The organism is Pseudomonas sp. Z1-29, from assembly GCF_051131995.1.
Taxonomy (GTDB): Bacteria; Pseudomonadota; Gammaproteobacteria; order Pseudomonadales; family Pseudomonadaceae; genus Aquipseudomonas.
Genome location: NZ_CP071645.1, coordinates 2,166,236 through 2,188,742, shown reverse-complemented (window position 1 = coordinate 2,188,742; position 22,507 = coordinate 2,166,236). Strand labels below are relative to the sequence as shown.

Genomic DNA, 22,507 nt, shown 5'->3' with positions numbered 1-22,507 from the left:
TTTCTGTTTTGGAAAAAGGGGACGGATCATTTATACAGCTACCGACACAAATCCAATCAGCAGCCCTCAAAAAGCCGCCTCATCGGCGGCTAATTTTTTTGGAAAGATATTTTAGCGACTAAGCCTTCAGTTCTTCTGGCTTATGCGTCTTAAGCCAATCGGCCAAGGCGGCGTTCATCCTTGTTTGCCAGCCCGGCCCTGAAGCTCTGAATCTCTCCAGCACGTCGGCATCGAAACGAACATTGACGTGCTCTTTAGTGGCTGCCGACTTTGGCCGGCCACGCTTCGGCTTGAGCATTTCCTTTGCCTGAGCTCCACCAAACAACCCCACAAGCGCCTCGCTGGCGGGTTTGGCCTTGGCAAAGTCCTCGGTCGACCATTCGGGGTTTGCCGTGTCGACCTTCTCAGGACTGGGTTTCTTGGTCATAATTTTTGACCTCCCGTTTGTTGGCTTTACGAAAGCTGATGACGTGGACCGCGTCACTCCGTGGTGTAAACACTACGACATGCAGCCGATCCCCTATGTATCCCATCGCCCGATAACGACACTCACCGTAGTCGAATCGATCATCTTCCAGGATCAATGCGGTAGACCATTCAAAGTCCCGCACGAGGGCAAACGGGAGTCCACGTTCTTCCACGTTGCGAGCATCTTTGGCTGGGTCATAAGTAATCTGCATGCAATTATCGTATCCACAATAATTTATCAACACAAGGTGCGCGTCGAACCCTAACCGAGCATGTGATCCGACTGGATGTCACCGAAGATCGAGTGGCGAGGCTCGAGAACCCGCCAAGTACCCGACAAGCAACCCTGATAAACTGCGCCTCATTCGCCCCGATGACTCAGATTTCCAATGCCCCTACAACCTGCTCCGCTGTCCCGCCGCTTTTCCGTTGCCCCCATGATGGATTGGAACGGCTGATCCTGAAGGCCTCGTAATACGTGGCTTTCAGCGAACCATAAAAACTCGCGTACCATTTTCGTACCACCACTACTTCGAAACTCACCATGCTGCCAGGGCGTAACGTCCCTTGCGGCAGTGCCTGTCGCTCCAATCCGCAGCATCGCCCCAGCAATCCAGTCCACCGCAAATTATCTACTCGACAAATGCCAGTCGTACGTGCGCGCCTACACGTCTGGGGCCGAGAGAATCGAAATATTTAGGGGGGCAAAAAAAAGAGTAACATGAGTAACACCGCTGAAAAACTAAGATCAAGCCCTTGAAATTAAAGGCTTTTTTGAAAACTGGAAAAGGTAACATTTAAGTAATATTGAAGTAATCTGATTACTCTTATTTCATGTAATTCGAGCCGATTTGAAAACCCTTTAAAATCAATAGCTTGAGAGGCTGTTACTTTTTCAGTTACCTCTTTGTTACTCCTCTTTGTAATCAGCAGAGCCACGGAATACGTGGGCTACAGGCCATCCACCACCACTGATTACTGAAATTACTCTTTTTCCACACCGCCCCCTCCCCCAAGCCAAACGCGTGTCGAAGTGACTGAGCAAATCCCTTCGACGTGCAGGGATCCGCAGGTTTCTACGCCCCTCAGAATCGCCAGATGCCCCCCAGCCTGGCTCGTTTAGAGCAAACCGCAGGCGTGCAGAAAAAAAGACCTATTTAGCCCGCAGGCGAGGTGGGGGGACGACGGCGCGCGCCAGGTTTGAAGCACGCCACGGCCCGCCGCTGGCGCACTATTTCGGGGCAAAAAAAAGCCGCCTCGGCGGGCGGCTCATGGGTCAGCGGGTCATCGACAGGACACTTGCCACAGCTGGTCCAGCCTGGTCGTGTAACTCTGGCTCATCATCTCCCGCCGCATGCCCCAGTCAGGGTTGACGGGCACGCTGGCTGATCGGAGTGTCCCTCTACCCCATCGCCCGTTGATCTGGTCCAGCACCGCCATCAACTTCGTGGCGTCGGCTGGTTGGGAGGTGGCAAACAGGTCGTCGGTGTACTCCCCCTGTTGACATAGGTTCATCAACAACACCTCAGCCTTGCTGTACTTGAAGCCCGGCCGAAACACGCGATCGAGCGCGTCCACTGCTGCCTTGGTCAGCAGCCGCACATCATCAGTGGGGTACGGCATGTCGATCAGCACACCATTGGCGTACTTCGCCTCCTCCGGGTTGAACATGCCAGTGCGGATGCTGACGCGGATCTTCTTGCACAGCGACTGCTGCGCCCTGAGCTTTTCCGAAGCACGCATCATGTAGGTAGCCACCGCTTCCTTGATGGGTGCCAGGTCCGTAAGCCGGTTCCCGAACATCCGACTACAGCAGATTTCCTGCTTCGGTGGGTCCGGCTCGTCCAGCTCCAGGCACGGCGTGCCGGCCAACTCGCGGGCAGTCTTCTCGATCACCACGCTGAACTTCTTGCGTAGCGTCCACGGGTCGGCCTTCGCCAGGTCCATTGCGGTCTTGATGCCCATGGCGTCCAGGTGAAGTTTCATCTTGCGACCGACGCCCCAGACCTCGGACACGTCGGTGTTGCGCAGAACCCAGTCACGCTTGAACGGGTCGCAGATATCGACCACACCGCCGGTTTCCACCTGGAGCCGTTTGGCGGTGTGGTTTGCCAGCTTTGCCAGAGTTTTGGTGTGGGCGATCCCCACCCCGACCGGTATGCCGGTGCAGCGCAGCACTTGGCTGCGGATCTTCCGCCCGAGGGCCTCCCGCCCGTCGATGCCGGTCATGTCGGCAAAAGCTTCGTCGATGCTGTAGACCTCGACGGCAGGCACCATTGATTCAATGAGTGTCATGACCCGCTCGCTCATGTCGCCGTAGAGCGCGTAATTCGACGAGAACGGGACGATGCCGTGCTTGTGCAGCTTGTGCTTGATCTGGAAATACGGTTCGCCCATCTTCACATAGGGCTTGGCGTCGTAACTGCGGGCGATCACGCAGCCGTCGTTGTTGCTCAGCACCACAATGGGCACGCGGGCCAGGTCGGGTCGAAACACGCGCTCGCAACTGGCATAGAAGCTGTTGCAGTCGATCAGAGCGAAAACTGGCTGGGGTTTAGACATGGCTGCGCACGCTGCATGTAATGACGCCCCAGATCACCAGTTCGTCGCCCTCAAGCACGTACCTCGGTGGATACTTTGGGTTCTCCGACAGGAGAATCACCTCCCTGCCGCGAATGCAAAGCCGCTTGCATACGGGCTCGTTGTTCAGCAGCGCTACGACGATATGACCGTGCGCAGGCTCCAAAGCGCGGTCCACCACAGCGAGATCGCCTTCAAAAATACCGGCGCCCTGCATGCTCTCCCCAGCGATTGAGACCAGATAGACATGCGGGGCGCGAATGTTCAGAACCTCATCCAATGAGATGTGCGCTTCGATGTGGTCCGCTGCCGGAGATGGAAAGCCGGCAGGCACTCGAAACGAACACAAAGGCAGCTTCAAGCCACCCGTAGCAATAGGACCAAGAATTGAAAAGGTCATGACGCACGACATCCGAAATACTGTACGGACATACAGTTAACTTTGTACAAGTTTTCTGGTCAATTTGTATAGGAAAAAATCTGACAGGCGGAGGGAGACGCCCCCCCCCAAATCCGCTTGTCTCACCTGTACGAAGGAACGACGTCCAGGCTGATCAAGCTCACACCACCATTCATGCGCATTGGCCCTTTGCAAATGCGGAAATCACAGGCAAAGTCGCCTTTCACTCAGAAAGGAGCTCTTAATGTCTAAGTACGCAGATGTAAACAAGGCTGTGCAAAATTACATCGCATTTGGGAACCGCTGGGAAAGAGTCCGACGCGACTTTGATGCATTTTGTGAGCATCTCGACAATTTGGAGGGAGCCGGCGTTAAAGGCATTACAATTACAAGAGATGAAAACAAGCAGCATTTAGATATTAACGCGTACGGCCGCAAATTTGGCGTAGAACTTCTCCCACAAGTCACCGGGGAAAGCATTCGTGGGTACGCAATATTTTTCGAACTTCTTTTAGACAACTCCACACGCACAATAAAAAAATTCGTATTAGATGGTGGCGGTTTTATCTCCGATCCTGACCAAACTAACTCCCTGCCTGCTTATGATGCTAGCTCCTTACAGCTAAAATACTGGATCAACTTAATAGACCTAGCATTAACACTTGAACCAACTCTAGACAAGAACAACAACCCGTAAGATCTTAGCGCATTATCGGATAGAAAATAGCGCAACAACCATCGCATCATTTAATGCAATTGGTTAAAATTCTCAACAAACCAAGGAAGCGGAATGCCGTATGCAAAACCAAAATTATCAATCCCAAGGGCCGGGTATAATTTCTGAATTAGCACAATCAGCAACCATTCTAATCCCTTTGGCTTACCTCTTGGGCAGTAATTATGCAAAAGGCTACTTTACGGAATTACAATGCGGCTGGGCTTATAAATTTTTAACCTTCCAAGAAACGCTATCATACGCACTTCCTACAGCGCTCGCCATTCTACTGGGGTTTATATTAACTCTGAACTTATTGCTTGATTCAATTAAGTACATCAAGATCCTTAAATTTTACTTGTTTGTTCCAGGCTCCATCCTCGCTATAGCTTTAGTTGCAAACCACTCCCTAGAATTTATGACCGTTAACGTAATATTGTGGATTATAGCCTTTTGGATAAGCGTTATATTTGGCTCTTATGCGGCTGACACATTGTATATCTTAAGATCTCCAAACAAAGAAGGACTGAAAGGTTCGGTTGCGTATCTGCTAGCGTGTTCCTTTAGCATTTTCGGAGCAGCGTACATGTTCGGAAGCGCATCCGCGCGTTACGATATCGAAAATATGGATAGAACCTTTCCACAACTGAGCGATGGTTACATTAGCAACATCGCCCCATCTAAAAGGCTAATTGCAAAGGTCGGAGACAAATATTTAATATCCAACTTAGAAAAAACCAAAAGAACTTTTTTGCTCCGAGAAAATTTGGGGAATTTTACAATCCAGTTTATGCCGTCATCATCCCGACAATCCGACTAATTAAGGTGCTCTGCCATCATTGAACCGAATCATATACCCTGAACCGAAAAACTTCGTCGCCAAGCCATTCATTTACCTGGGTCATCCTAGCCTGTATAGGCTCTAATTCGTTCAAGGCGAAGATCTGAGCCGCCTCTCGAATAGATCCAAACCCACCCGCATTTTGCGGCACAATGCCCATCAGTTGTGGCGGAATGCGCAGGCTCGCCAGCACGTCATCACGGGTCTGGTTCTTGATAGAGTTGAATTCGTCTTTGGCCGCTACCTCGCTTACAGGGATGAGCTGAATCCCATCCTTCTTGCCCGTGGGTGAGTAGACAAACAGGTTGCGAAAATTCCCCGGCCCCTTGGACTCCTTCAACGCCTTGCGCAAGGCATCGATGTCCGCCTCGGTCTGGGCCGCGTCGGTCATGTACAGGATGAAACCGGCGTGACTGCCGTTCTCGTAATACTTGCGCCGGAACAGCGTCGCCGACTCGTTGAGAAGTGCTGACTGCAAGGCACTGATCCACTCCGGCAGCCCATAAATTTCTTGGTGCAAATCCGCCTCGCGCAAGTGGAAGATGCTGCCTAGCTCAAACGCGTGCTCGTTCTTCCAGCCCTGCACCTGGTAGAACTGCCCCTCCGGCCCTACCCGCATGTACTTCGCCAACGACGGCACCAATTGCCTGGTGCTGCCCAGCACCGAACGGCGCTTTTCCAGATAGCCATTGCCCAGGCACAGGAAGTCCAGGGCGAATTGTTCAAAAGCCGCCCGGGACAGCATCGGATGCGGGATAAAGGTCTTGCTCAACAGGTTGCGCTTGAACATCAACCCCGAATGCAAATGCACGCTAGCCCCCACCGACCGGGCCAGGCCGTTAAGCGACAACGGCGGCTCATACCACCGCCCGTTGAACCAGCATTCCAAGTAATCGAACACCTCCCGCCCACCCAGCACTGGCGTCGGCTCCCCAAAGCTGAACACCTGGGTCCCCGCACTGGCGGCGTCAATGGTGGCCGGCAAATGTGTCTGGCTGGCGAGTTGTTCGGTCATGAGAAAATCTCCATACGCCCGGTATTGGCAGTGGTCTGCCCTTCGAGCGGTTCGTTGTGCAATGCGTGGAAGAGTGCCCAGGCCAGGTCGGCATGGCCGGTGTTGTCGTTGCGGCCGGCGGTGTAGGTGAACTGGCGACCGCCGGCGGTGATGGTTTTGCGAATTGCCATGAGCGACTGGGCCATGTCGGTCCAGCCGGCATCGAACTCCAGCCGGCCCTTGTGGATCACGTCGTAGGCCTTCAGCACCAAGCGGGTTTTCACCTCGGGCGAGTAGCTGAAAGTAGTCACAGCCGGGAAGAACTGGCGCACCAGCTGGGCAACGCCGCTACCCAGGCCGGTGACGTCGATACCGATGTAGGTGACCCAGTAACGGTCGCACACGCCCTTGATGGCGGCGGCCTGGGCGGCGAAGTCCATGCCGCGAAATTGGTGGCGCTCGAGCACGCGGAATTTGCCGCCGGGTACCAGGGGCGGCGCGACGACCACAAGGCCGGAACAATCGCCCGTCTCGGCCGGGTCGTAGCCGACCCACACCTGACGGTCGCCAAACGGACGCATGGCGAAAGGTTTGTAGTCCTCGGCCCACTCCACCCAGCTATCGACCATGCAGGACTGCAACACCGATAGCGGGAAGATGCTCGCGCCGTCATCGACGAACTCGCACATCAGCAGGTTGGCGAAGGCCTCGGGGCTGTACTCACGGCGCAACTCTTCGATGTCGAACAGATCGCACCCGCCCCGCTCGGCGTCGAGGATGGTGACGATCTGTCGCCACAACCGATCCTCACAAAACCGGCCCTGCTGAAGCGCGCCGTGGGTCACGTCCACTTTGGTGTGCTGCGCGGCAGGTTTGCCCTTGTTGAAACGCTCACCGGTCCAGAAGGTATAAGCCTCGTGGGCCATGCTCGACGGCGTGGAGAAATACGTTTTTCGCCACTTCTTGTGCATCGCCATGCCCGAGGCGACCTTGTTCAACTCCTCGAACTTGAACGTCCAGAAGAATTCGTCGAAGTAGAAATTGCCGTGATAGCCCTGGGCGGTGCGGGCGTTGGTCCCGAGGAAAAACAGCTCGGCGCCGTTGGGCAGCACAATCGGGTCACCGGTCAGCTCGACGCCGATGGTTTCCCGGGCAAAGGCCTGGATGTAGCCCCGGAACAGATAGGCCTGGTTCTTCGAAGCCGACAGGAAAATTTGGTTGCGGCCGGTGTCCAGGGCGTCGATGAACGCCTCGCGAGCGAAGTAGTACGTGGCGCCGATCTGGCGGCTTTTGAGGATGACGCGGGTGCGCTGGTTACCCGCCCGGTACCAATCTTTCTGGTAGTCGAAACAGCCGTCGATGAACGCCTCGCGCAGCAGCTCGATCTGGTCTTCGCTGATGTCGTTCTTCGGCGACTTTTTCTTCGGCCCCTCGTTGCGTTTGGCGAGGTTCGGGTTGAGGTCGGTTTCGGTGCCGCCGCCCTGGAAACGCTGAATGCGCGCCTGGCGCTCAAGCTGCCGATGCAGCAGATCGATCTCCTTGAAATCGCCGCCGGTCTTGTTGTCCTTGAGGATCAACTGCACCAAGCGCGCTTCCAGGGCGCCGCCGATGCGCTCGACGTTGTCGGCCCGGTCCCACTCGTCGCGGGCCTTCCAGCTGTGTAGCGTTTTTTCCTTTTCACCCGTAGCCTCGGCAATCTCGCAGATGCGCCAACCCATCCAGTACAGGAACTTGGATTGGCGTCGGGGATCGATAGGCAGCAGGCAGGTCGTCGTCATGGCCGAGATGCTGCCGCCCATGGCGACGACTCAATAGCGCCGCCCCTTGTACCCTCCCCGCCTACAGTCCCGCCTCGTTGCCGCCGCTCGCGCCCGTGACGACCATGCCCCTCATTGCAACGCACTGCTCAACCCAGCAGGCGCCCCACGCACTGAGGATTCCCGGCATGAAGAAGTTTCGCAGCAACTGGTTCCGCGTCGCCGTCGAGGGCGCTACTTCGGACAAGCGCACCATCAAACGCAGCTGGCTGGAACAGGCCGCCAAGAACTTCAACCCGTCCACCTACGGCGCCCGTATTTGGCTGGAGCATTTCCGCAGCCTGTTGCCCGATAGCCCGTTCAAGGCCTACGGCGATGTCCTGGCAGTGAAAACCGAAGAGGTGGACATCAACGGCCAGAAAAAACTGGCCCTGTTCGCCCAGGTTGAGCCCACCCCTGAGCTGATCGCCATGAACAAGGCGAAACAGAAGATCTACACCTCCATCGAAATCGACGACAGCTTTGCCGACACCGGCGAAGCCTACATCGTCGGCCTGGCGGTCACTGACTCGCCCGCCAGCCTGGGCACCGACGTCCTGGCCTTCTCTGCCCAGAAACCTGACGCCAGCCCCTTCAAGGATCGCCACTACTCGGCAACGTCGATGTTTACCGAGGCGGTGGAAACCGAGTTGAAGTTCGAGGAAATCGAAGAGAAGCCCAGCATCGGCGCCCAGTTGTTCAACAAGGTGCAAGCGCTGCTGACCGGCAAGCAGGCCAAGGACGACACCGAGTTTGCTCAGATCGGCGAAGCCGTCGAAGCCATCGCCGAACACGTCAAGGATCTACCCGACCAACTGGCCGCCGAAAAGAAATTCTCGGCGGGGCTAAAAACCCAGCTCGACCAGATCAGCACGGAACTCACGGAGCTGAAAGCCAAGCTCTCCACCACCCAAGACCACAACCAAAAGACGCGCCCTCCGGTTACCGGTGGCGACAAACAGGTCATGACCGACTGCTGACAGCCGGCCACCCACAGCCCCGAACAAACGAAGGACGATATTCATGCGCAACGACACTCGCGAACATTTCAACACCTACCTGTCACAAGTAGCTCGTCTCAACGGCGTGTCCTCGACCGCCGCCACCTTTGCGGTTGACCCGACGGTTCAGCAGACGCTGGAAACCCGCATGCAGGAGTCCAGTGACTTCCTCGGTCAGATCGGCATCATCGGAGTTGATGAACTGAAAGGTGAAAAAGTCGGCCTGGGCGTCAGCAGCACCATCGCCGGCCGCACCGACACCACTGGCAATGGTGTGCGCCAGCCTCGCGACGTATCGTCGCTGGACAAGAAGGGCTACGAAGCCAAGCAAACCGACTTTGATACCGCGATTCGCTACGCGCAGCTTGATGCCTGGGCGAAATTCCCGGACTTCCAGGCGCGCCTGCGCGACGCAATCCTCAAGCGCCAGGCCCTCGACCGCATCATGATCGGCTTCAACGGCGTCAGCGCTGCCGCCACTACCGACCGCCAGGCCAACCCTCTGTTGCAAGACGTCAATATCGGCTGGCTGGAACAGTACCGCCTCAACGCACCTGCGCGTGTCCTCAAAGATGGTAAGGCTGCCGGGAAGATCGTCATTGGCACCGGTGCAGAGGCCGACTACAACAACCTAGACGCCCTGGTGTTCGATGCCGTCGCTAACCTCCTCGACCCCTGGCACCGCAAAGATCCGGGGATCGTTGTCATCCTCGGTAGCAACCTGGTGCACGACAAATATTTCCCCTTGATCAACAAGGAACAGCCAGCCTCCGAAAAATTGGCAACCGACATGATCCTTTCGCAGAAACGCATGGGCGGGAAGCAACCGGTCGAAGTGCCGTATGTGCCTGACGGCGCGGCGTTGGTCACCACCCTGGCGAACCTGGCTATCTATTGGCAGATCGGCGGTAGACGTCGCTATGTCAAAGAAGCACCAGAAAAAAACCGCATCGAAAACTACGAGTCCAGCAACGACGCGTATGTCGTCGAGGATTACGGCCTCGGCTGCCTGATCGAAAACATCGAGCTTGAGGGGGCCTGATCCATGGCTAACAGCCTCGCCAAGCGCCACTACCAGCGCGTCACTGCCGCCATTGAGGCGGCAGCGACCGAACCCACCCAAACCATGGCCGGCGCTACAGCCTACGAACACCAGCTCAACCAACTGCTGCAAGACCGCCTGCGCCTGAAACAGGTCCAGTCCAACCAGGGCAAGGCCGAACTCAAGCGCCAGTTGCTGCCGAGCTATGAATCCTATGTGCAAGGTGTGCTGGAAGGCGGCCAGGGCGCGCAGGACGAGGTGCTGACCACCGTCATGGTCTGGCGCTTCGATGCCGGCGACTTCACCGGTGGGCTCGACATCGCGACCTACGTGCTGGAACACAAGATGGTCATGCCCGACCGCTTCGCCCGCACCTTGGGCTGCCTGGTCGCCGAGGAAGTCGCCACGGCAGCCTTCAAGGCCCAAAAGGTTGGCGAACCGTTCGACCTGGCGATCCTGCACCGCACCGCCGCACTCACCGACGCCGAAGACATGCCCGACCAGGCCCGCGCCAAGCTGTTTCTCGCCATGGGCCGCGCCACGCTGGAAGGAATCACCGAAGAGGCCCCTGGACAACCCGGCCAGCTCCAGGCCGGTGTGGATCTGCTGAAAAAAGCCATCGCTCTGCACGACGCCTGCGGTGGCAAGAAAGATCTGGAGCGGGCCGAACGCCTGCTCAACAAACTTGCCGGCCCTGCCGGCTAACCGAGCGTCCCCACGCACCCCGCCGGCTCGGGGCGGATCGGCCAGGCCGCTCCTCCTGAACGTGAAGCCCCGACCACCGGCGACCTATTTTTGAGTGCTGTTCATGAGCGGATTCGTAGCCAGCGGCCCCGTCGCCAGCGGCCATATCAACACCGACGCCTTCTGGCCCTCGATTGATCTCGACGAGCTGCGAGCCACCCTGCGGATCGATGCCAGCGTCACCGCGCCACGTTTGGAAACCGCCGCCGTTGCCGCCGCCATTAGCGTCAACCGCGAGTTGAGCGGATGGCGCGCCATTCAGCAGGCCGCAGGCCATGCCGAACTGGCAGACGTTCCCGGCGAAAAAATCAACGATGTATCTGTCTTGGTGCACCTCTACCGCCGCGCCATCGAAGCCGCCACCGGCGCCGAAGTGTGTGAGCGCTACCGCTCCTACGACAGCACCAACAGCGGCAACCAGAACGCCGAAGACCTCACGCCCAACATCGACGACTACCGCCGGGACTTGCGCTGGGCCGTGCGCGACTTCCTCGGCATCAACCGCACGACCGTGGAGCTGATCTGATGCCCGTCACTGTCCGCGCCTTTCAAAACGACACCGTTGACGCCCTGTGCTGGCGTCACTACGGCCGCACCGCCGGTGTGACCGAAGCAGTACTCGAAGCCAACCCTGGCCTGGCCGACTACGGGCCGATCCTGCCCCAAGGCCTGGCCGTGCAAATGCCCGAAGCCCAGACGGCCGCGCCACAGCGGCAGATGGTGAACCTATGGGACTGACCACCTCCAACCAAGGAACCCTGCGCCATGGCTGATCCGACTTCCAGCGCCGTGACTGGCGTTGTCATGGGCCTCGGCTTGGCGACCGCCATGCCAATCATCGACGGCGAAGCGCTGTTCGGCGCGCTGCTCGGTGCCTGGCTGGTGACCAGCACCAAGCACGACCTCAAGGTATGGCAGCGGCTGGGTTCGCTGTTTCTGTCCGCCGGCGTCGGCTACTTGTTTGCGCCGATGGCGTTGCAGCTAATGCCCTTTCTTACCAGCGGCGGCGCGGCGTTCGGCTGCGCCCTGGTCATCATCCCGATCAGCATCAAAGCCATGGTGTGGGTGGAAAAGGCCGACCTCTGGGAAATCGTGAGACGTATCAGAGGAGGTAGCTGAGCATGCTCACCATCGAACTGATCATCCCCCTGACTACTGCCCTGGCCTATCTGCTCAGCGCCCTGCGCCTGGCTTGCTACAGCCGAGGTGCCGCACGGTTTCGCCGCGGTATCTCACTGCTCGCCAGCCTGTTCGGCGCCTCCCTGTGCCTTTGCGGTTTGGAAATCATTCTGTACCGGCCACCAGTCAGCCTCTGGCACGCCATCGCCACGGTGCTGCTGTGCACCCTGATTTTTCGTTCTCGCGGCAACGTCGCCGCCCTGTTGAGGCCCAGCGCATGACCATCACGTTGCGTCACGGCGACCGCTCCCAGGCGGTGCGCATCCTGCAAAAAAATCTGAACGACCACGGCGCCAGGCTGGTGGTGGACGGCGACTATGGCGATTCCACCGAGGCCGCCGTGCGGGCGTATCAGTTGAAAGTCGGCTTGGTCGCCGATGGTGTTGCCGGCGAAAAGACCCAGGCCAGCCTGGCCGGCGGTGACTGTCAGCTTCTGTTGAGAAACGAAGACCTGGTGCAGGCCGCGCAGATCCTCGACGTACCGCTGGCAAGCGTCTACGCCGTCAACGAGGTTGAATCGAAGGGCAAGGGCTTCCTGGCGAATGGCAAGCCGGTGATTCTGTTCGAGCGGCACATCATGTACCGCCAACTCACCACACCGCGACACGAAGGCGACAACCCCGACGAACTCAAGCGCCACGCCGACCAGCTCGCCGCCGCCAATCCGGCCATCGCCAACCCGAAGTCCGGCGGCTACGCCGGCGGCACTGCTGAGCACCAGCGCCTGAGCCATGCGCGCCTGATCGATGACACCGCCGCGCTGGAATCCGCTTCCTGGGGTGCGTTCCAGATCATGGGCTTCCACTGGTACCGCCTGGGCTATGCCAGCGTGCAAGCGCTGGTCGAGGACATGAGTGCAGGCGAGTCTCAACAGTTCGCTGCCTTCGTGCGTTTCATCCAGACCGACCCGGTGCTGCACAAGGCGTTGAAAGGCCGCAAATGGGCCGAATTCGCCAAGCTCTACAACGGCCCGGACTACCAGCGGAACCTGTACGACATCAAGCTCCAGCGCGCCTATGAGCGGCACGCTGAGTGCGGCTGCGGCCAGGCGGTGGCGGCATGATCGATCTGGAGGCGGTGCGCAAACTGGATGTCCAGGACGGCAACCTGTTGGTGGTGCCGGAAAATACTGGGCAAGCCGATATGGAGCTGCTGTGCGAAGCCCTGGCTTACATGACACCCGGTTGTCGGGTCGTCATCGTGCGAGGTCCGGTGGAGCTGCTGGACGTCGGCGGCATGAACAAACTGGGCTGGTACCGCGCATGAGCACCCTGCGCCAGGCGCTGTACGGCATCGCCCTGCTGGGCGCCCTGGCTCTGCTGATCTGGGGCCAGGAACAACGCCTCACCGTAGCCGAGAAGAACACCGAGCTGGCGGAGAAGGACACCAAAACCGCACGCGATGAGGCTGACAGGCTGCGCACCACGGTCGGCACGCTGCAAACCACCCTGAATGCCGAACGTGTTGCCCAGGCCTTCCTGCGGACCCAGCAGGATCAGCTACGCCAAGGCCTGGCAAAGCGCGAGCAAACAATCGAGGCGCTGAAACTTGAAAACGAAGACCTTCGCAATTGGGCTGACCAGCCTTTGCCTGAGCTTGCTCGCCGGCTGCGCGAGCGCCCCGCCCTCACCGGCGCCGACGCTTATCGTCAGTGGCTGTCCGGCCGTGGTGCCCTGCACCCTGCCGGCGACAAGCCCGCTCAATAACGGCGATCAGCTCACCGACCAGGACCGCGTCGAAGCCGCATGGGCTGAATGCGCCGGGCAGGTAGACATGGTGTTCAACCATCAACAGGCAGCCCCATGAACAAACCCGAAAGCCTGCGCGCCCACCTGCTGGCGACCGTGACAGAACTCAAGCACAACCCCGACCGGCTGTTGATCTTCATCGACAACGGCAAAATCCGCTGCACCGCGGCTGCCTCGCTGTCGTTCGAATACAGCTTTGATTTACAGGTCATCCTCACCGACTACGCAGGTCACCCCGACAGCGTCATGTTGCCGTTGCTGGGCTGGCTGAGCGTGAATCAGTCCGAGCTGCTGGAGAACTTGAACAAGTCTGCTCAGGGCATCCAGTTCGAGGCCGACATCCTGGACAACAGCAAGGTGGACCTGAGCCTGACACTGCCGCTGACCGAGCGTGTGGTTGTGGGGAAAGACGCCGACGGCAATACCACCGTCCACCATCCGGGTGAACCTCGGCAGGTAGCCGCGTTCCTCGATCCGGCGTGGATACCTGGCGCCCAAGGCACCGGCAGTGAATGGGTTGTGCCGAAGTGACCAACCGGCTGGAAACATTGGAGGATTGGGCGGCTGGCCTGCTCGGGCAACTCGCACCGGCATCGCGCAACAAACTAGCCCGCAGCATCGGTCAGGCGCTGCGGCGCAGTCAGCAGCAGCGAATCATCGCTCAGCGCAACCCGGACGGCAGCAAGTACGTACCGCGAAAGCAGCGTAACCTGCGGGGGAAGCAAGGGCGGGTAAAGCGGAAGGTGCAGATGTTTCAGAAGCTGCGCACGACGAGTTTTCTGAAGGTACACAGCGACGGCGATGCCATCAGAGTGGGGTTCACAGGCCGAATCGCCAGAATTGCCAGGGTCCACCAGTACGGTTTAAAGGATCGCGCCGAGCGTGGCGCGCCCGACGTGCGCTACGAGCAGCGCGAGGTACTGGGGTTCACTGAGGCGGATCTTGATTTGATTCGAGACGGATTAATTGCCCACATCTCTGAATAAAATGTTTACTCGCGCACAACAATCTCCACACGACTAAGAACTAACAGATAAGGACTGCAAAAAAATGGTACGCCAAAGTTTTAGAATAATTGCTGGCTTATGGATCGCTGCTTTTCTCTTAACATTTCCGTCCCCTATCATCGCAGGCATTTACAAGCAACCTGAACTAGCAATATTCACGTTAATTATCGGAATATTCTTAACTTTAATACTAGTTCTTGATATAAGACAAGACCGCATAATCAAAGGACTGTTAATAATATTGCTTGGAGTATCATTCCAAACAATCTACTTAGAATTAGTATTCATTTTCGTTCCCGAGAACACAATTCCAGAAGATTGGAAAAGCTACCTTGATATCTACTCGCAAGTTTTACTATTTGCATGCTCAGGCGCGGGAGGAAGCATAATTGCGGCTCACGCAGACAAAACTTCTCTAGATAACGACGCAGCTGTGCCAAGCAATAAAATTCCAGACCTGAAACCGGAATTAAAACACCTAACAACAGCCATAGAAAATTTAAATAAAAAATTCAACATCACCATCGGCGTACTGACCGCCTCAACATTAATGATTCTAGGGATATATTTAATCCAATAGGCCGAACAAAAATATCATCCTAAGAAACATGCGCAATGGTGCTGAACACTGCATAGATAAACTGTAAAGGCCCCGCCTACAACACCCCCGAGCTGCACTCCCGCACGCGTGGCGCCACTATCGGCGCCATGAACGACTTAGCCACCCTCGCCCGCCTGATCGAAAACCTCATCCGCTTCGGCACCATCGCTGCCGTCCAGATGCAGCCCCCGCGTGTGCAGGTCAAAACCGGAACCCTGACCACTGCCTGGTTACCGTGGATCGCCCTGCGGGCCGGCGCTGACCGGGTGTGGAACCCGCCGACCGTCAACGAACAAGTTCTGCTCTTCAGCCCCTCGGGCCAACTCGGCAACGGCGTCGCCTTGACCGGCCTCTTCAGCGACCAGATCCCCGCCAATGGCGACCGCGAAGGACTGCACCGCGTCACGTACCGCGACGGCACGGTGATTGAGTACGACAGCGTCGAGCACCACCTCAATGCCACGCTCGCCGATGGCGGTACCACCAACCTGATCAGCACCGGCGGCATCAACATTGTCGGCAACATCACGCACCAGGGCGATTACACCCAGACCGGCAACCAGAACGTCACCGGTAAGGTCACCGTCTCGGTGGATGTGGTGGCCGCAGGTATCAGCCTGGTGAAGCACCCGCACGGTGGCGTCATGCCTGGCAGCGGCAAGACGGGGAAACCGGAATGAACCGACACACCGGCGCCGCCATCAGCACCGTGGAAAGCATCGCCCAATCCATAAGCGACATCCTCAGCACGCGCATTGGTACCCGGGTCATGCGGCGCGAATACGGCAGCCTGTTGCCCGAGCTGGTTGACCACCCCTTCAACGACATCACCCGCTTGCAGGTGTACGCGGCCACCGTCATGGCGCTGATGCGCTGGGAGCCGCGCATCAGCCTGAGCCGCGTGCAGTTCCTGGGCGCCACGCTGCAAGGTCAATCCTCGCTAGACATCGAGGGCAGCATTGTCGATAGCAACGAGCCGCTGAGCCTTAGCGTCCCACTGAACTTGGGGGGTAGCGTATGAACTCATTCGTCGCGATTGACCTGGGCCAGCTTCCCGCGCCTGAGGTCGTTGAGCAGATCGATTACGAGCAGATCCTCGCCGAGCGCAAGGCCTACACCATCAGCCTCTGGCCGGTCGAGGAACAAGCCGTAATCGCTGCACGGCTTGAGCTGGAGTCTGAACCCCTGACCAAACTGCTCCAGGAAAACGCCTACCGCGAGACAGTGTGGCGCCAGCGCGTCAATGAGGCGTCCGTCGCCAACATGCTGGCCCTGGCAAAGGGCAGCGATCTGGAGAACCTGGCCGGCAATTACAACGTCAAGCGCCTGGTCATCCAGGCCGCCAAGCCCTCGGCCGTGCCGCCGGTACCGTTGCTGATGGAAAGCGACGACAGCCTGCGGGAGCGGGCTCAAATGGCGTGGGAAGGATTGAGCACTGCCGGGCCGCGTAACAGCTACATCTTTCATGCGCGCTCTGCTGACGGCCAGGTTGCCGACGCCACTGCCGAGAGCCCCGCCCCGGCCGAAGCGGTGGTGACGGTGCAATCAATCCTGGGTGATGGCACCGCCTCGCCCGCGCTGCTGGCAAAGGTCAATGCCTACCTCAGCGACGACGACCGCCGCCCTGTCGCGGATCGGCTCACCGTGCAAAGCGCTCAGGTCATCAACTACCAGGTCAAAGCAAAGCTGTTTCTTTCGACGTCCGGCCCGGAGAGCGAATTGATTCTCGCGGCAGCCAATGCGCAGTTGCTGACCTTCGTCCACCAACGGCGCCGCCTGGGCTTGGAAGTTTCGGAATCGATTATCCACGCCTCGCTGCACGTCGAGGGTGTGCGCAAGGTCGTGCTGGAAGATTGGGCAGATATCGTTGCCATGAAGTACCAGGCCCCGTACTGCACGGCCATCGACTTGGCGGTGGGAGTTGAATGATGGCAGACGCGCCCCTGATCCCCAGCACTTCGACGCCGTTAGAGCGCCAAGCGGCGCAGGCGCTGGCCCAGATCCAGCGTGTGCCTATCCCGTTGCGCACGCTGTACAACCCCGACCTTTGCCCACTGCCCCTTTTGCCCTACCTGGCCTGGGCCTTCTCAGTGGATCGCTGGGACAGCAAATGGACCGAAGCGGCCAAGCGCGCCGCCATCCGCAGCGCGTACTACATCCACTCACGCAAAGGCACCATTGGTTCACTGCGCCGCGTCGTAGAACCGCTCGGCTACCTAATTGAAATCATTGAGTGGTGGCAGACCGTGCCGGTCGGCCCTCGGGCCACCTTCAAGCTCAAGGTCGGCGTGCTGGACACCGGTATCACCGAAGAGATGTATCAGGAACTCACCTGGCTGATCGACGATGCCAAGCCCCTGACACGCCACCTCACCGGGCTCGCCATCAGCCTGGAAACCACGGCCTTGTTCATATCGGCGCCTGCATCACCGAAGGCGACGAAATCGATATCTATCCACCCACGCAGCGCGACATCGAGGTCACGGGCTATATCCACCAGGGCGGCCGTGAGCACCAGATAGACACCATGGACATCTACCCATGACAGACCAAAACACCCAGTTTTTCGCAATTCTCACCGCCATCGGCAAGGCCAAACAGGCCAACGCCGACGCCCTGGGCATCCCCTGGACGTTCGCGCAGATGGGCGTCGGCGATGCCAATGACACCGACCCGATCCCCAACGCGCAGCAAACGCGGCTGATCAATGAGCGCAGGCGCGCCCCGCTGAATCAGCTCAGCGTTGATCCTGCCAACCCCAATATCATCATCGCCGAGCAGGTCATCCCCGAGAACATCGGCGGCTGGTGGATTCGTGAGGTTGGTCTGTACGACGCCGACGGCGACCTGGTCGCCGTGGCGAATTGCGCGCCAAGCTTCAAGCCGCTTCTGACTCAAGGATCTGGCCGAACCCAAGTGGTGCGGATGAACCTCATCGTCAGCAACACCGCCAACGTCGAGCTGAAGATCGACCCGAGCGTCGTCCTGGCAACCCGCAACTACGTGGACTCGAAAGTACGTGAGGAGCTGTACAAGCTCGACAGCAAGCAGTCGGTGCGCGTGGCTACAACGGGAAACATCTCGCTGTCAGGTCTTCAGGCGATCGACGGGGTGACGTTGGCGGCAGGCGACAGGGTGCTGGTGAAGAATCAAGCAGCGGCGAAGGACAACGGACTATGGATTGCTGACCCTCTGGAATGGAAACGTGCACCGGATGCAGACAGCAATGCCGACGTCACGTCAGCGTTACAGGCTTCTGTGGAGCAAGGCAACACCCAAGCCGATACGCGTTGGCAGCTGGTGACGGACGGGAACATTGCACTGGGCACCACGCCGTTGGTGTTCCAAAACGTCAATCATGGTTTGGCTCCCATCAATTCCCCTGCATTTACCGGTACGCCTATCGCCCCGACAGCGCCGGTGGGCACCAATACCAACCAGTTGGCAACGACGGCGTTCACCCAGGCCGCCATAGCAGCATTGGTGGATTCTTCGCCAGGTGCCTTGGATACGCTGAACGAGTTGGCCGCCGCGCTGGGCGATGACCCAAATTTTGCAACGACGGTCACGAACTCATTAGCCACGAAAGCGCCGCTCAACGGTCCGGTTTTCACCGGCGAGCCACGAGCGCCTACCCCGGCGCCTGGGGATAGCGACACCTCCCTGGCGACCACCGCCTACGTTCAGCAGGCATTGAATGGCGGCAGCGTGCTCAACGTTGCAGGCTCGGGGAATATCGTGTTGACCGCCTCGCAACTAGGGGCCGGGTTGGTTGTGTTAACCGGTGCTTTGACTGGCAACAGAGTGGTAATTGTTCCTACAGTGATCGGGCGTTATCAGTTCTGGAACGCCACGACCGGAAACTTCACGCTTACAGTAAAAACTGCGGCGGGGACCGGCGTCGGTATCAGTCAGGGCCAGTCGTCGCTCCTGTTCGGTGACGGCTCGAATATTTACCTTCAGCAATCTGACTTCATCAGTCCTGTACTGAGAGGAACGCCGACGGCGCCCAAAGCGCCGCGTTTCGATGTCAGTGATCAGGTGATGACGGCGGCAGCGGTACAGACCCGGGGCCTTCAATATTCCGGTTTTGTTTCTCTCGGCGGCGCAGTGCCAGGCAACGTTTCGCATATCGGTGGGATTGTGCATTTTACCGGTGCGGGCTTTCCCTCCTACAGCCTGCCCGACTCCACCGCGAACAACATACTCCCAGGCGCGGTAATACGGCTTCACAATTGGTCCGTTTCAAACCTGGCGCTCGCTGTTCAAGGCGCAGACAAAGCGCAGGAAAACAATGACACCACGTCTTCTGCGGCCACCCGGTCGATTCCGCCGGACACCTACGTAGATTGCATATACATCGGATCTGGAGTTTGGATGTTGATGGGTACAGGGGTCGCTGGGAAAACCCGTCAGTTCGGCGCTCTGCTGGCCCCGAATGGTTACCAGCGATTGCCGTCTGGCTTGTTGATGCAGTGGATGACTGCAAACTTTGCTTCGGCACTTAAGGGGGTCGTCTTCAATCTGCCAGCTGCTTTCCCTAACCAGTTTTTCGGGTGCAGTGTCAGCCTGACGGACAGCGCCATTTACGACAGTACCGGTCAGCCCTTCGTCGCGGGCATGCCCAACGGACTCGGCCAGGTTCTTTTGCAATCCAACTACACCGCCAGTCAATCGGCTGTTCGGGTGCACGCGTTTGGTTACTAAGGGGGCACAATGATCTATTCCAGCAAAACAACAGGCCTGTTCTATGACTCGGACTTAGGAGGGGACCTGCCGGCGGACGCAGCTGAGATATCACGTGAGCTGCATCAGCACTTACTGAGGGGACAGATGGAGGGCTTGATTATCAACTTCGAAACCGAGCCGCCGTCTCTTCTGGAGCGACCACCGTTGTCGATGGATCAATTGGCCGAGATCGAGCGTAGCTGGCGAGCATCGCAGTTGTCCGCCACTGACGGAGCGGTTGCGCGCCACCGCGACGAATCTGAAAGCGGTATGACAACAACGCTCACAGCGGAACGATACGTTGCGTTGCAGGCCTACCGGCGCCAGTTGCGAGACTGGCCGCAAACGAGTCAGTTTCCTCTGGAAGAACATCGGCCAGTTGCCCCGTCCTGGCTGGCTGAACACATCCGTTAAAGTTCAGGCAAACCCGCTTGAGCTTTGTAGCGCCCTCCCCTACAACCCGCCGCGCTCGCCCAACCGGCGCGCGCGCGGCAGCCTGTGCACTGTCATCCCAATCACTGCGCAGGCAAACCCATGGCCGATTATCTTCACGGCGTGCGGGTCATCGAACTCAACGACGGCACCCGCCCCATTCGCACCATCCCCACCGCTGTTATCGGCATGGTCTGCACGGCCGACGACGCTGATGCCACCGCCTTTCCATTCGACACGCCGGTACTGCTGACCAACGTCCAAACCGCCATCGGTAAAGCCGGCACCACGGGCACCCTGGCGAAGAGCCTTCAGGCCATCGCCGACCAGACCAAGCCCTACACCATCGTCGTGCGAGTGAAGGAAGGCGCCACCGAGGCAGAAACCACTAGCGCCTTGATCGGCACCACCACGGCCGAGGGCAAATACACTGGCATGAAAGCCCTGCTCGCCGCCAAGGCTCGCGTCGGCATGGTGCCGCGCATCCTCGGTGTGCCAGGCCTCGACAGCCTGCCGGTTGCCACCGCCCTGGTCACCATCGCCCAGCAATTGCGCGCCTTCGCCTACGTCAGTGCCTGGGGCTGCAAAACCAAGGAAGAGGTGGTCGCCTACCGTGACAACTTCGGCGCTCGCGAAGCCATGATCATCTGGCCGGAGTTCCAGAACTGGAGCACCGTCACCAACGCGACCGTCACCGCCTCGGCTGTGGCCCGGGCATTGGGCCTGCGCGCCAAGATCGATCAGGAAGTGGGCTGGCACAAGACGCTGTCCAACGTCGCGGTCAATGGCGTCACCGGCATCAGCGCCGATGTGTTCTGGGATCTGCAAAACCCGGCCACGGACGCCAACTACCTGAACAGCAACGAAGTCACCACCCTCATCAATGAAGGCGGCTTTCGCTTCTGGGGCAGCCGCACCACCAGCGAAGACCCGTTGTTTGCCTTTGAGAACTACACCCGCACCGCGCAGATCCTCGCCGACACCATGGCCGAAGCGCATATGTGGGCCGTGGACAAGCCCATGCATGCCTCCCTGGTGCGCGACATCATCGAAGGGATCAACGCCAAGTTCCGCGAGTTGATCGCGGCTGGGTACCTGATCGGCGGCAGGTGCTGGTATCCGGAGGACGCCAACGACAAGGACACGCTCAAGGCCGGCAAGCTGTTCCTGGATTACGACTACACGCCGGTGCCACCGCTGGAAGACCTCACGTTGCGGCAGCGCATCACTGACCGCTACCTGATCGACTTCGCCAGCAAGATCAACAGCTAAACCGGGCCTCCCCGCAAGGGGAGCTGACCCTGTGCCTGAGCAACGGAGAACCCCGCCATGGCCATGCCCCGCAAACTCAAAAACCTCAACCTGTTCAACGACGCCAACAGCTACCTGGGCGTGGTCAAGTCGGTCACCCTGCCCCCGCTCGGCCGCAAAATGGAAGCCTATCGCGGCGGCGGCATGAATGGCCCGGTCAAGGCCGATCTGGGCTTCTCGGACGACGGCATCCAGTTCGAATGGAAGACCGGCGGCCTGGATCTGATCGCCCTCAAACAGTTCGGCGCCGTCAATGCTTCGGGCGTCGCGTTGCGCTTCACTGGCTCGTTCCAGCAGGACGACACCGAAGAAGTCAGCGCCGTGGAGGTCGTCATGCGCGGCCGGCATGAAACCATCGAAATGGGTGATGCACAGCCGGGCGAAGACACCGAGCACAGCATCACCACCACCTGCACCTACTACAAATTGATCGTCGATAACGAAGAAATCATCGAGATCGACTTGCTCAACTTCATCGAGAACGTGAACGGCGTGGACATGCTGGAAAAGCAGCGCCAAGCCCTCGGCATCTGACCCCACCCGCCCTTTCGCAGGGCGGTTAACCCTGCAAACCGGAGCCATTTATGAAACCTGAAGACACCCTCGAAGCGCTGCCACCCGTTGATGACAACACCGTCACCCTGGACACCCCGATCACCCGGGGAAAGACCGTCATCGACAGCATCACCCTGCGCAAACCGCAATCCGGCGAGCTGCGCGGCGTGCAACTGGTCGAGCTGCTGAACATGGACGTAGCAACCCTTATCAAGATCCTGCCGCGCATCAGCTCACCCGGCATCACCGCGCCCGAAGCCGCCAGCATGGACCCGGCCGACCTGCTCGCCTGCGGCAGCAAGATATCCGGTTTTTTGTTGCAGAAGTCGGTGAAGACGGACGCATCCCTCATTGCGTAGAAGACG

At 58.6% G+C, this 22,507-nt stretch carries 29 protein-coding genes and 3 pseudogenes; 26 read left to right on the top strand and 6 right to left on the bottom strand.

The features are described 5' to 3' along the window. Positions 1 to 118 precede the first annotated feature (118 nt). The 4 genes from J3P84_RS10145 to J3P84_RS10130 all read right to left on the bottom strand — a co-directional run bounded on the left by J3P84_RS10145 (position 119) and on the right by J3P84_RS10130 (position 3,448). Positions 119 to 427 (bottom strand): BrnA antitoxin family protein, encoded by a 309-nt coding sequence (locus J3P84_RS10145; RefSeq protein WP_434629895.1) that lies wholly within the window; start codon positions 425 to 427, stop codon positions 119 to 121. Then, complete coding sequence (locus tag J3P84_RS10140; protein WP_434629893.1) at positions 405 to 680, bottom strand: BrnT family toxin; 276 nt, start codon at positions 678 to 680, stop codon at positions 405 to 407. The genes J3P84_RS10145 and J3P84_RS10140 overlap by 23 nt, the downstream gene beginning before the upstream one ends. Before the next feature lie 1,072 nt (positions 681 to 1,752). Further along, a complete protein-coding gene (gene umuC / locus J3P84_RS10135; protein WP_434629890.1) occupies positions 1,753 to 3,030 on the bottom strand; it encodes a translesion error-prone DNA polymerase V subunit UmuC in 1,278 nt (425 codons plus the stop codon). After that, positions 3,023 to 3,448 carry a LexA family protein gene (locus J3P84_RS10130; protein ID WP_434629889.1) on the bottom strand — a complete coding sequence of 142 codons (426 nt, stop codon included), beginning with the start codon at positions 3,446 to 3,448 and terminating at the stop codon, positions 3,023 to 3,025. Before J3P84_RS10130 ends, umuC begins: the two co-directional genes overlap by 8 nt. 244 nt (positions 3,449 to 3,692) lie before the next feature. On the opposite strand from J3P84_RS10130, the gene J3P84_RS10125 reads away from it, so the two are divergent. Beyond that, entirely contained in the window at positions 3,693 to 4,145 is a 453-nt protein-coding gene (locus J3P84_RS10125) for a hypothetical protein (protein ID WP_434629887.1), read from the top strand. A gap of 100 nt (positions 4,146 to 4,245) precedes the next feature. Beyond that, positions 4,246 to 4,983 carry a hypothetical protein gene (locus J3P84_RS10120; protein WP_434629884.1) on the top strand — a complete coding sequence of 246 codons (738 nt, stop codon included), beginning with the start codon at positions 4,246 to 4,248 and terminating at the stop codon, positions 4,981 to 4,983. A 16-nt stretch (positions 4,984 to 4,999) separates the two neighbouring features. On the opposite strand, the gene J3P84_RS10115 is transcribed toward J3P84_RS10120, so the two are convergent. Further along, positions 5,000 to 6,019: a phage portal protein gene (locus J3P84_RS10115; protein ID WP_434629881.1), complete on the bottom strand. Its 1,020-nt coding sequence runs from the start codon at positions 6,017 to 6,019 to the stop codon at positions 5,000 to 5,002. Continuing rightward, on the bottom strand, positions 6,016 to 7,776 hold the full coding sequence (locus tag J3P84_RS10110) for a terminase ATPase subunit family protein (protein WP_434631262.1): 1,761 nt from the start codon (positions 7,774 to 7,776) through the stop codon (positions 6,016 to 6,018). Before J3P84_RS10110 ends, J3P84_RS10115 begins: the two co-directional genes overlap by 4 nt. Before the next feature lie 167 nt (positions 7,777 to 7,943). Between J3P84_RS10110 and J3P84_RS10105 the strand changes: the two genes are divergently transcribed. The 24 genes and pseudogenes from J3P84_RS10105 (at position 7,944) to J3P84_RS09990 (ending at position 22,501) form a co-directional block, all read left to right on the top strand. Further along, positions 7,944 to 8,774, top strand: coding sequence for a GPO family capsid scaffolding protein (locus J3P84_RS10105; RefSeq protein ID WP_434629879.1), 831 nt, complete (start codon positions 7,944 to 7,946; stop codon positions 8,772 to 8,774). A gap of 43 nt (positions 8,775 to 8,817) precedes the next feature. Further along, positions 8,818 to 9,837, top strand: coding sequence for a phage major capsid protein, P2 family (locus tag J3P84_RS10100; RefSeq protein ID WP_434629876.1), 1,020 nt, complete (start codon positions 8,818 to 8,820; stop codon positions 9,835 to 9,837). 3 nt (positions 9,838 to 9,840) lie between these two features. Further along, positions 9,841 to 10,542: a terminase endonuclease subunit gene (locus J3P84_RS10095; RefSeq protein WP_434629873.1), complete on the top strand. Its 702-nt coding sequence runs from the start codon at positions 9,841 to 9,843 to the stop codon at positions 10,540 to 10,542. A gap of 103 nt (positions 10,543 to 10,645) precedes the next feature. Further along, the gene (locus J3P84_RS10090) at positions 10,646 to 11,107 is read left to right on the top strand and encodes a head completion/stabilization protein (protein ID WP_053214238.1); all 462 of its coding nucleotides are present in this window, start codon (positions 10,646 to 10,648) and stop codon (positions 11,105 to 11,107) included. Further along, entirely contained in the window at positions 11,107 to 11,319 is a 213-nt protein-coding gene (locus J3P84_RS10085) for a tail protein X (RefSeq protein WP_003199765.1), read from the top strand. Before J3P84_RS10090 ends, J3P84_RS10085 begins: the two co-directional genes overlap by 1 nt. Before the next feature lie 27 nt (positions 11,320 to 11,346). Further along, entirely contained in the window at positions 11,347 to 11,700 is a 354-nt protein-coding gene (locus tag J3P84_RS10080; protein WP_039011048.1) for a putative holin, read from the top strand. Positions 11,701 to 11,702: 2 nt separating this feature from the next. After that, positions 11,703 to 11,981: a phage holin family protein gene (locus J3P84_RS10075; RefSeq protein WP_310356142.1), complete on the top strand. Its 279-nt coding sequence runs from the start codon at positions 11,703 to 11,705 to the stop codon at positions 11,979 to 11,981. After that, on the top strand, positions 11,978 to 12,823 hold the full coding sequence (locus J3P84_RS10070) for an N-acetylmuramidase domain-containing protein (protein WP_434629870.1): 846 nt from the start codon (positions 11,978 to 11,980) through the stop codon (positions 12,821 to 12,823). Before J3P84_RS10075 ends, J3P84_RS10070 begins: the two co-directional genes overlap by 4 nt. Next, positions 12,820 to 13,026, top strand: coding sequence for a hypothetical protein (locus J3P84_RS10065; protein ID WP_434629867.1), 207 nt, complete (start codon positions 12,820 to 12,822; stop codon positions 13,024 to 13,026). Before J3P84_RS10070 ends, J3P84_RS10065 begins: the two co-directional genes overlap by 4 nt. Next, positions 13,023 to 13,466 carry an Rz-like lysis system protein LysB gene (gene lysB, locus J3P84_RS10060; RefSeq protein ID WP_434629865.1) on the top strand — a complete coding sequence of 148 codons (444 nt, stop codon included), beginning with the start codon at positions 13,023 to 13,025 and terminating at the stop codon, positions 13,464 to 13,466. The genes J3P84_RS10065 and lysB overlap by 4 nt, the downstream gene beginning before the upstream one ends. Then, a pseudogene (gene lysC, locus J3P84_RS10055) lies at positions 13,378 to 13,566 on the top strand (Rz1-like lysis system protein LysC); the annotation flags it as partial. The gene lysB and the pseudogene lysC, both read left to right, overlap by 89 nt. Further along, positions 13,563 to 14,039 carry a phage tail protein gene (locus tag J3P84_RS10050; protein WP_434629862.1) on the top strand — a complete coding sequence of 159 codons (477 nt, stop codon included), beginning with the start codon at positions 13,563 to 13,565 and terminating at the stop codon, positions 14,037 to 14,039. The pseudogene lysC and the gene J3P84_RS10050, both read left to right, overlap by 4 nt. Further along, positions 14,036 to 14,494 (top strand): phage virion morphogenesis protein, encoded by a 459-nt coding sequence (locus J3P84_RS10045; RefSeq protein WP_434631259.1) that lies wholly within the window; start codon positions 14,036 to 14,038, stop codon positions 14,492 to 14,494. The genes J3P84_RS10050 and J3P84_RS10045 overlap by 4 nt, the downstream gene beginning before the upstream one ends. 64 nt (positions 14,495 to 14,558) lie before the next feature. After that, positions 14,559 to 15,095, top strand: a complete 537-nt coding sequence (locus J3P84_RS10040; protein ID WP_434629860.1) for a hypothetical protein — start codon at positions 14,559 to 14,561, stop codon at positions 15,093 to 15,095. A gap of 128 nt (positions 15,096 to 15,223) precedes the next feature. Beyond that, positions 15,224 to 15,796, top strand: coding sequence for a phage baseplate assembly protein V (locus tag J3P84_RS10035; RefSeq protein ID WP_434629857.1), 573 nt, complete (start codon positions 15,224 to 15,226; stop codon positions 15,794 to 15,796). Next, entirely contained in the window at positions 15,793 to 16,137 is a 345-nt protein-coding gene (locus J3P84_RS10030) for a GPW/gp25 family protein (protein WP_434629854.1), read from the top strand. Before J3P84_RS10035 ends, J3P84_RS10030 begins: the two co-directional genes overlap by 4 nt. Continuing rightward, positions 16,134 to 17,045 carry a baseplate J/gp47 family protein gene (locus J3P84_RS10025; RefSeq protein ID WP_434629851.1) on the top strand — a complete coding sequence of 304 codons (912 nt, stop codon included), beginning with the start codon at positions 16,134 to 16,136 and terminating at the stop codon, positions 17,043 to 17,045. Before J3P84_RS10030 ends, J3P84_RS10025 begins: the two co-directional genes overlap by 4 nt. Continuing rightward, positions 17,045 to 17,661 (top strand): annotated as a pseudogene (locus J3P84_RS10020) (phage tail protein I). Before J3P84_RS10025 ends, J3P84_RS10020 begins: the two are co-directional and overlap by 1 nt. Next, positions 17,658 to 18,596, top strand: a pseudogene (locus tag J3P84_RS10015) (phage tail protein); the annotation flags it as partial. The pseudogenes J3P84_RS10020 and J3P84_RS10015, both read left to right, overlap by 4 nt. A 564-nt stretch (positions 18,597 to 19,160) precedes the next feature. Next, positions 19,161 to 19,823 carry a gp53-like domain-containing protein gene (locus J3P84_RS10010; protein WP_434631257.1) on the top strand — a complete coding sequence of 221 codons (663 nt, stop codon included), beginning with the start codon at positions 19,161 to 19,163 and terminating at the stop codon, positions 19,821 to 19,823. Between the two features lie 9 nt (positions 19,824 to 19,832). Continuing rightward, positions 19,833 to 20,258, top strand: a complete 426-nt coding sequence (locus J3P84_RS10005; protein ID WP_434629848.1) for a phage tail assembly chaperone — start codon at positions 19,833 to 19,835, stop codon at positions 20,256 to 20,258. A 120-nt stretch (positions 20,259 to 20,378) separates the two neighbouring features. Next, the gene (locus tag J3P84_RS10000) at positions 20,379 to 21,548 is read left to right on the top strand and encodes a phage tail sheath protein (RefSeq protein WP_434629845.1); all 1,170 of its coding nucleotides are present in this window, start codon (positions 20,379 to 20,381) and stop codon (positions 21,546 to 21,548) included. A gap of 57 nt (positions 21,549 to 21,605) precedes the next feature. Next, positions 21,606 to 22,121, top strand: a complete 516-nt coding sequence (locus J3P84_RS09995; protein WP_095962940.1) for a phage major tail tube protein — start codon at positions 21,606 to 21,608, stop codon at positions 22,119 to 22,121. Positions 22,122 to 22,171: 50 nt separating this feature from the next. Further along, positions 22,172 to 22,501, top strand: coding sequence for a phage tail assembly protein (locus tag J3P84_RS09990; protein ID WP_434629842.1), 330 nt, complete (start codon positions 22,172 to 22,174; stop codon positions 22,499 to 22,501). Positions 22,502 to 22,507: the final 6 nt, after the last annotated feature.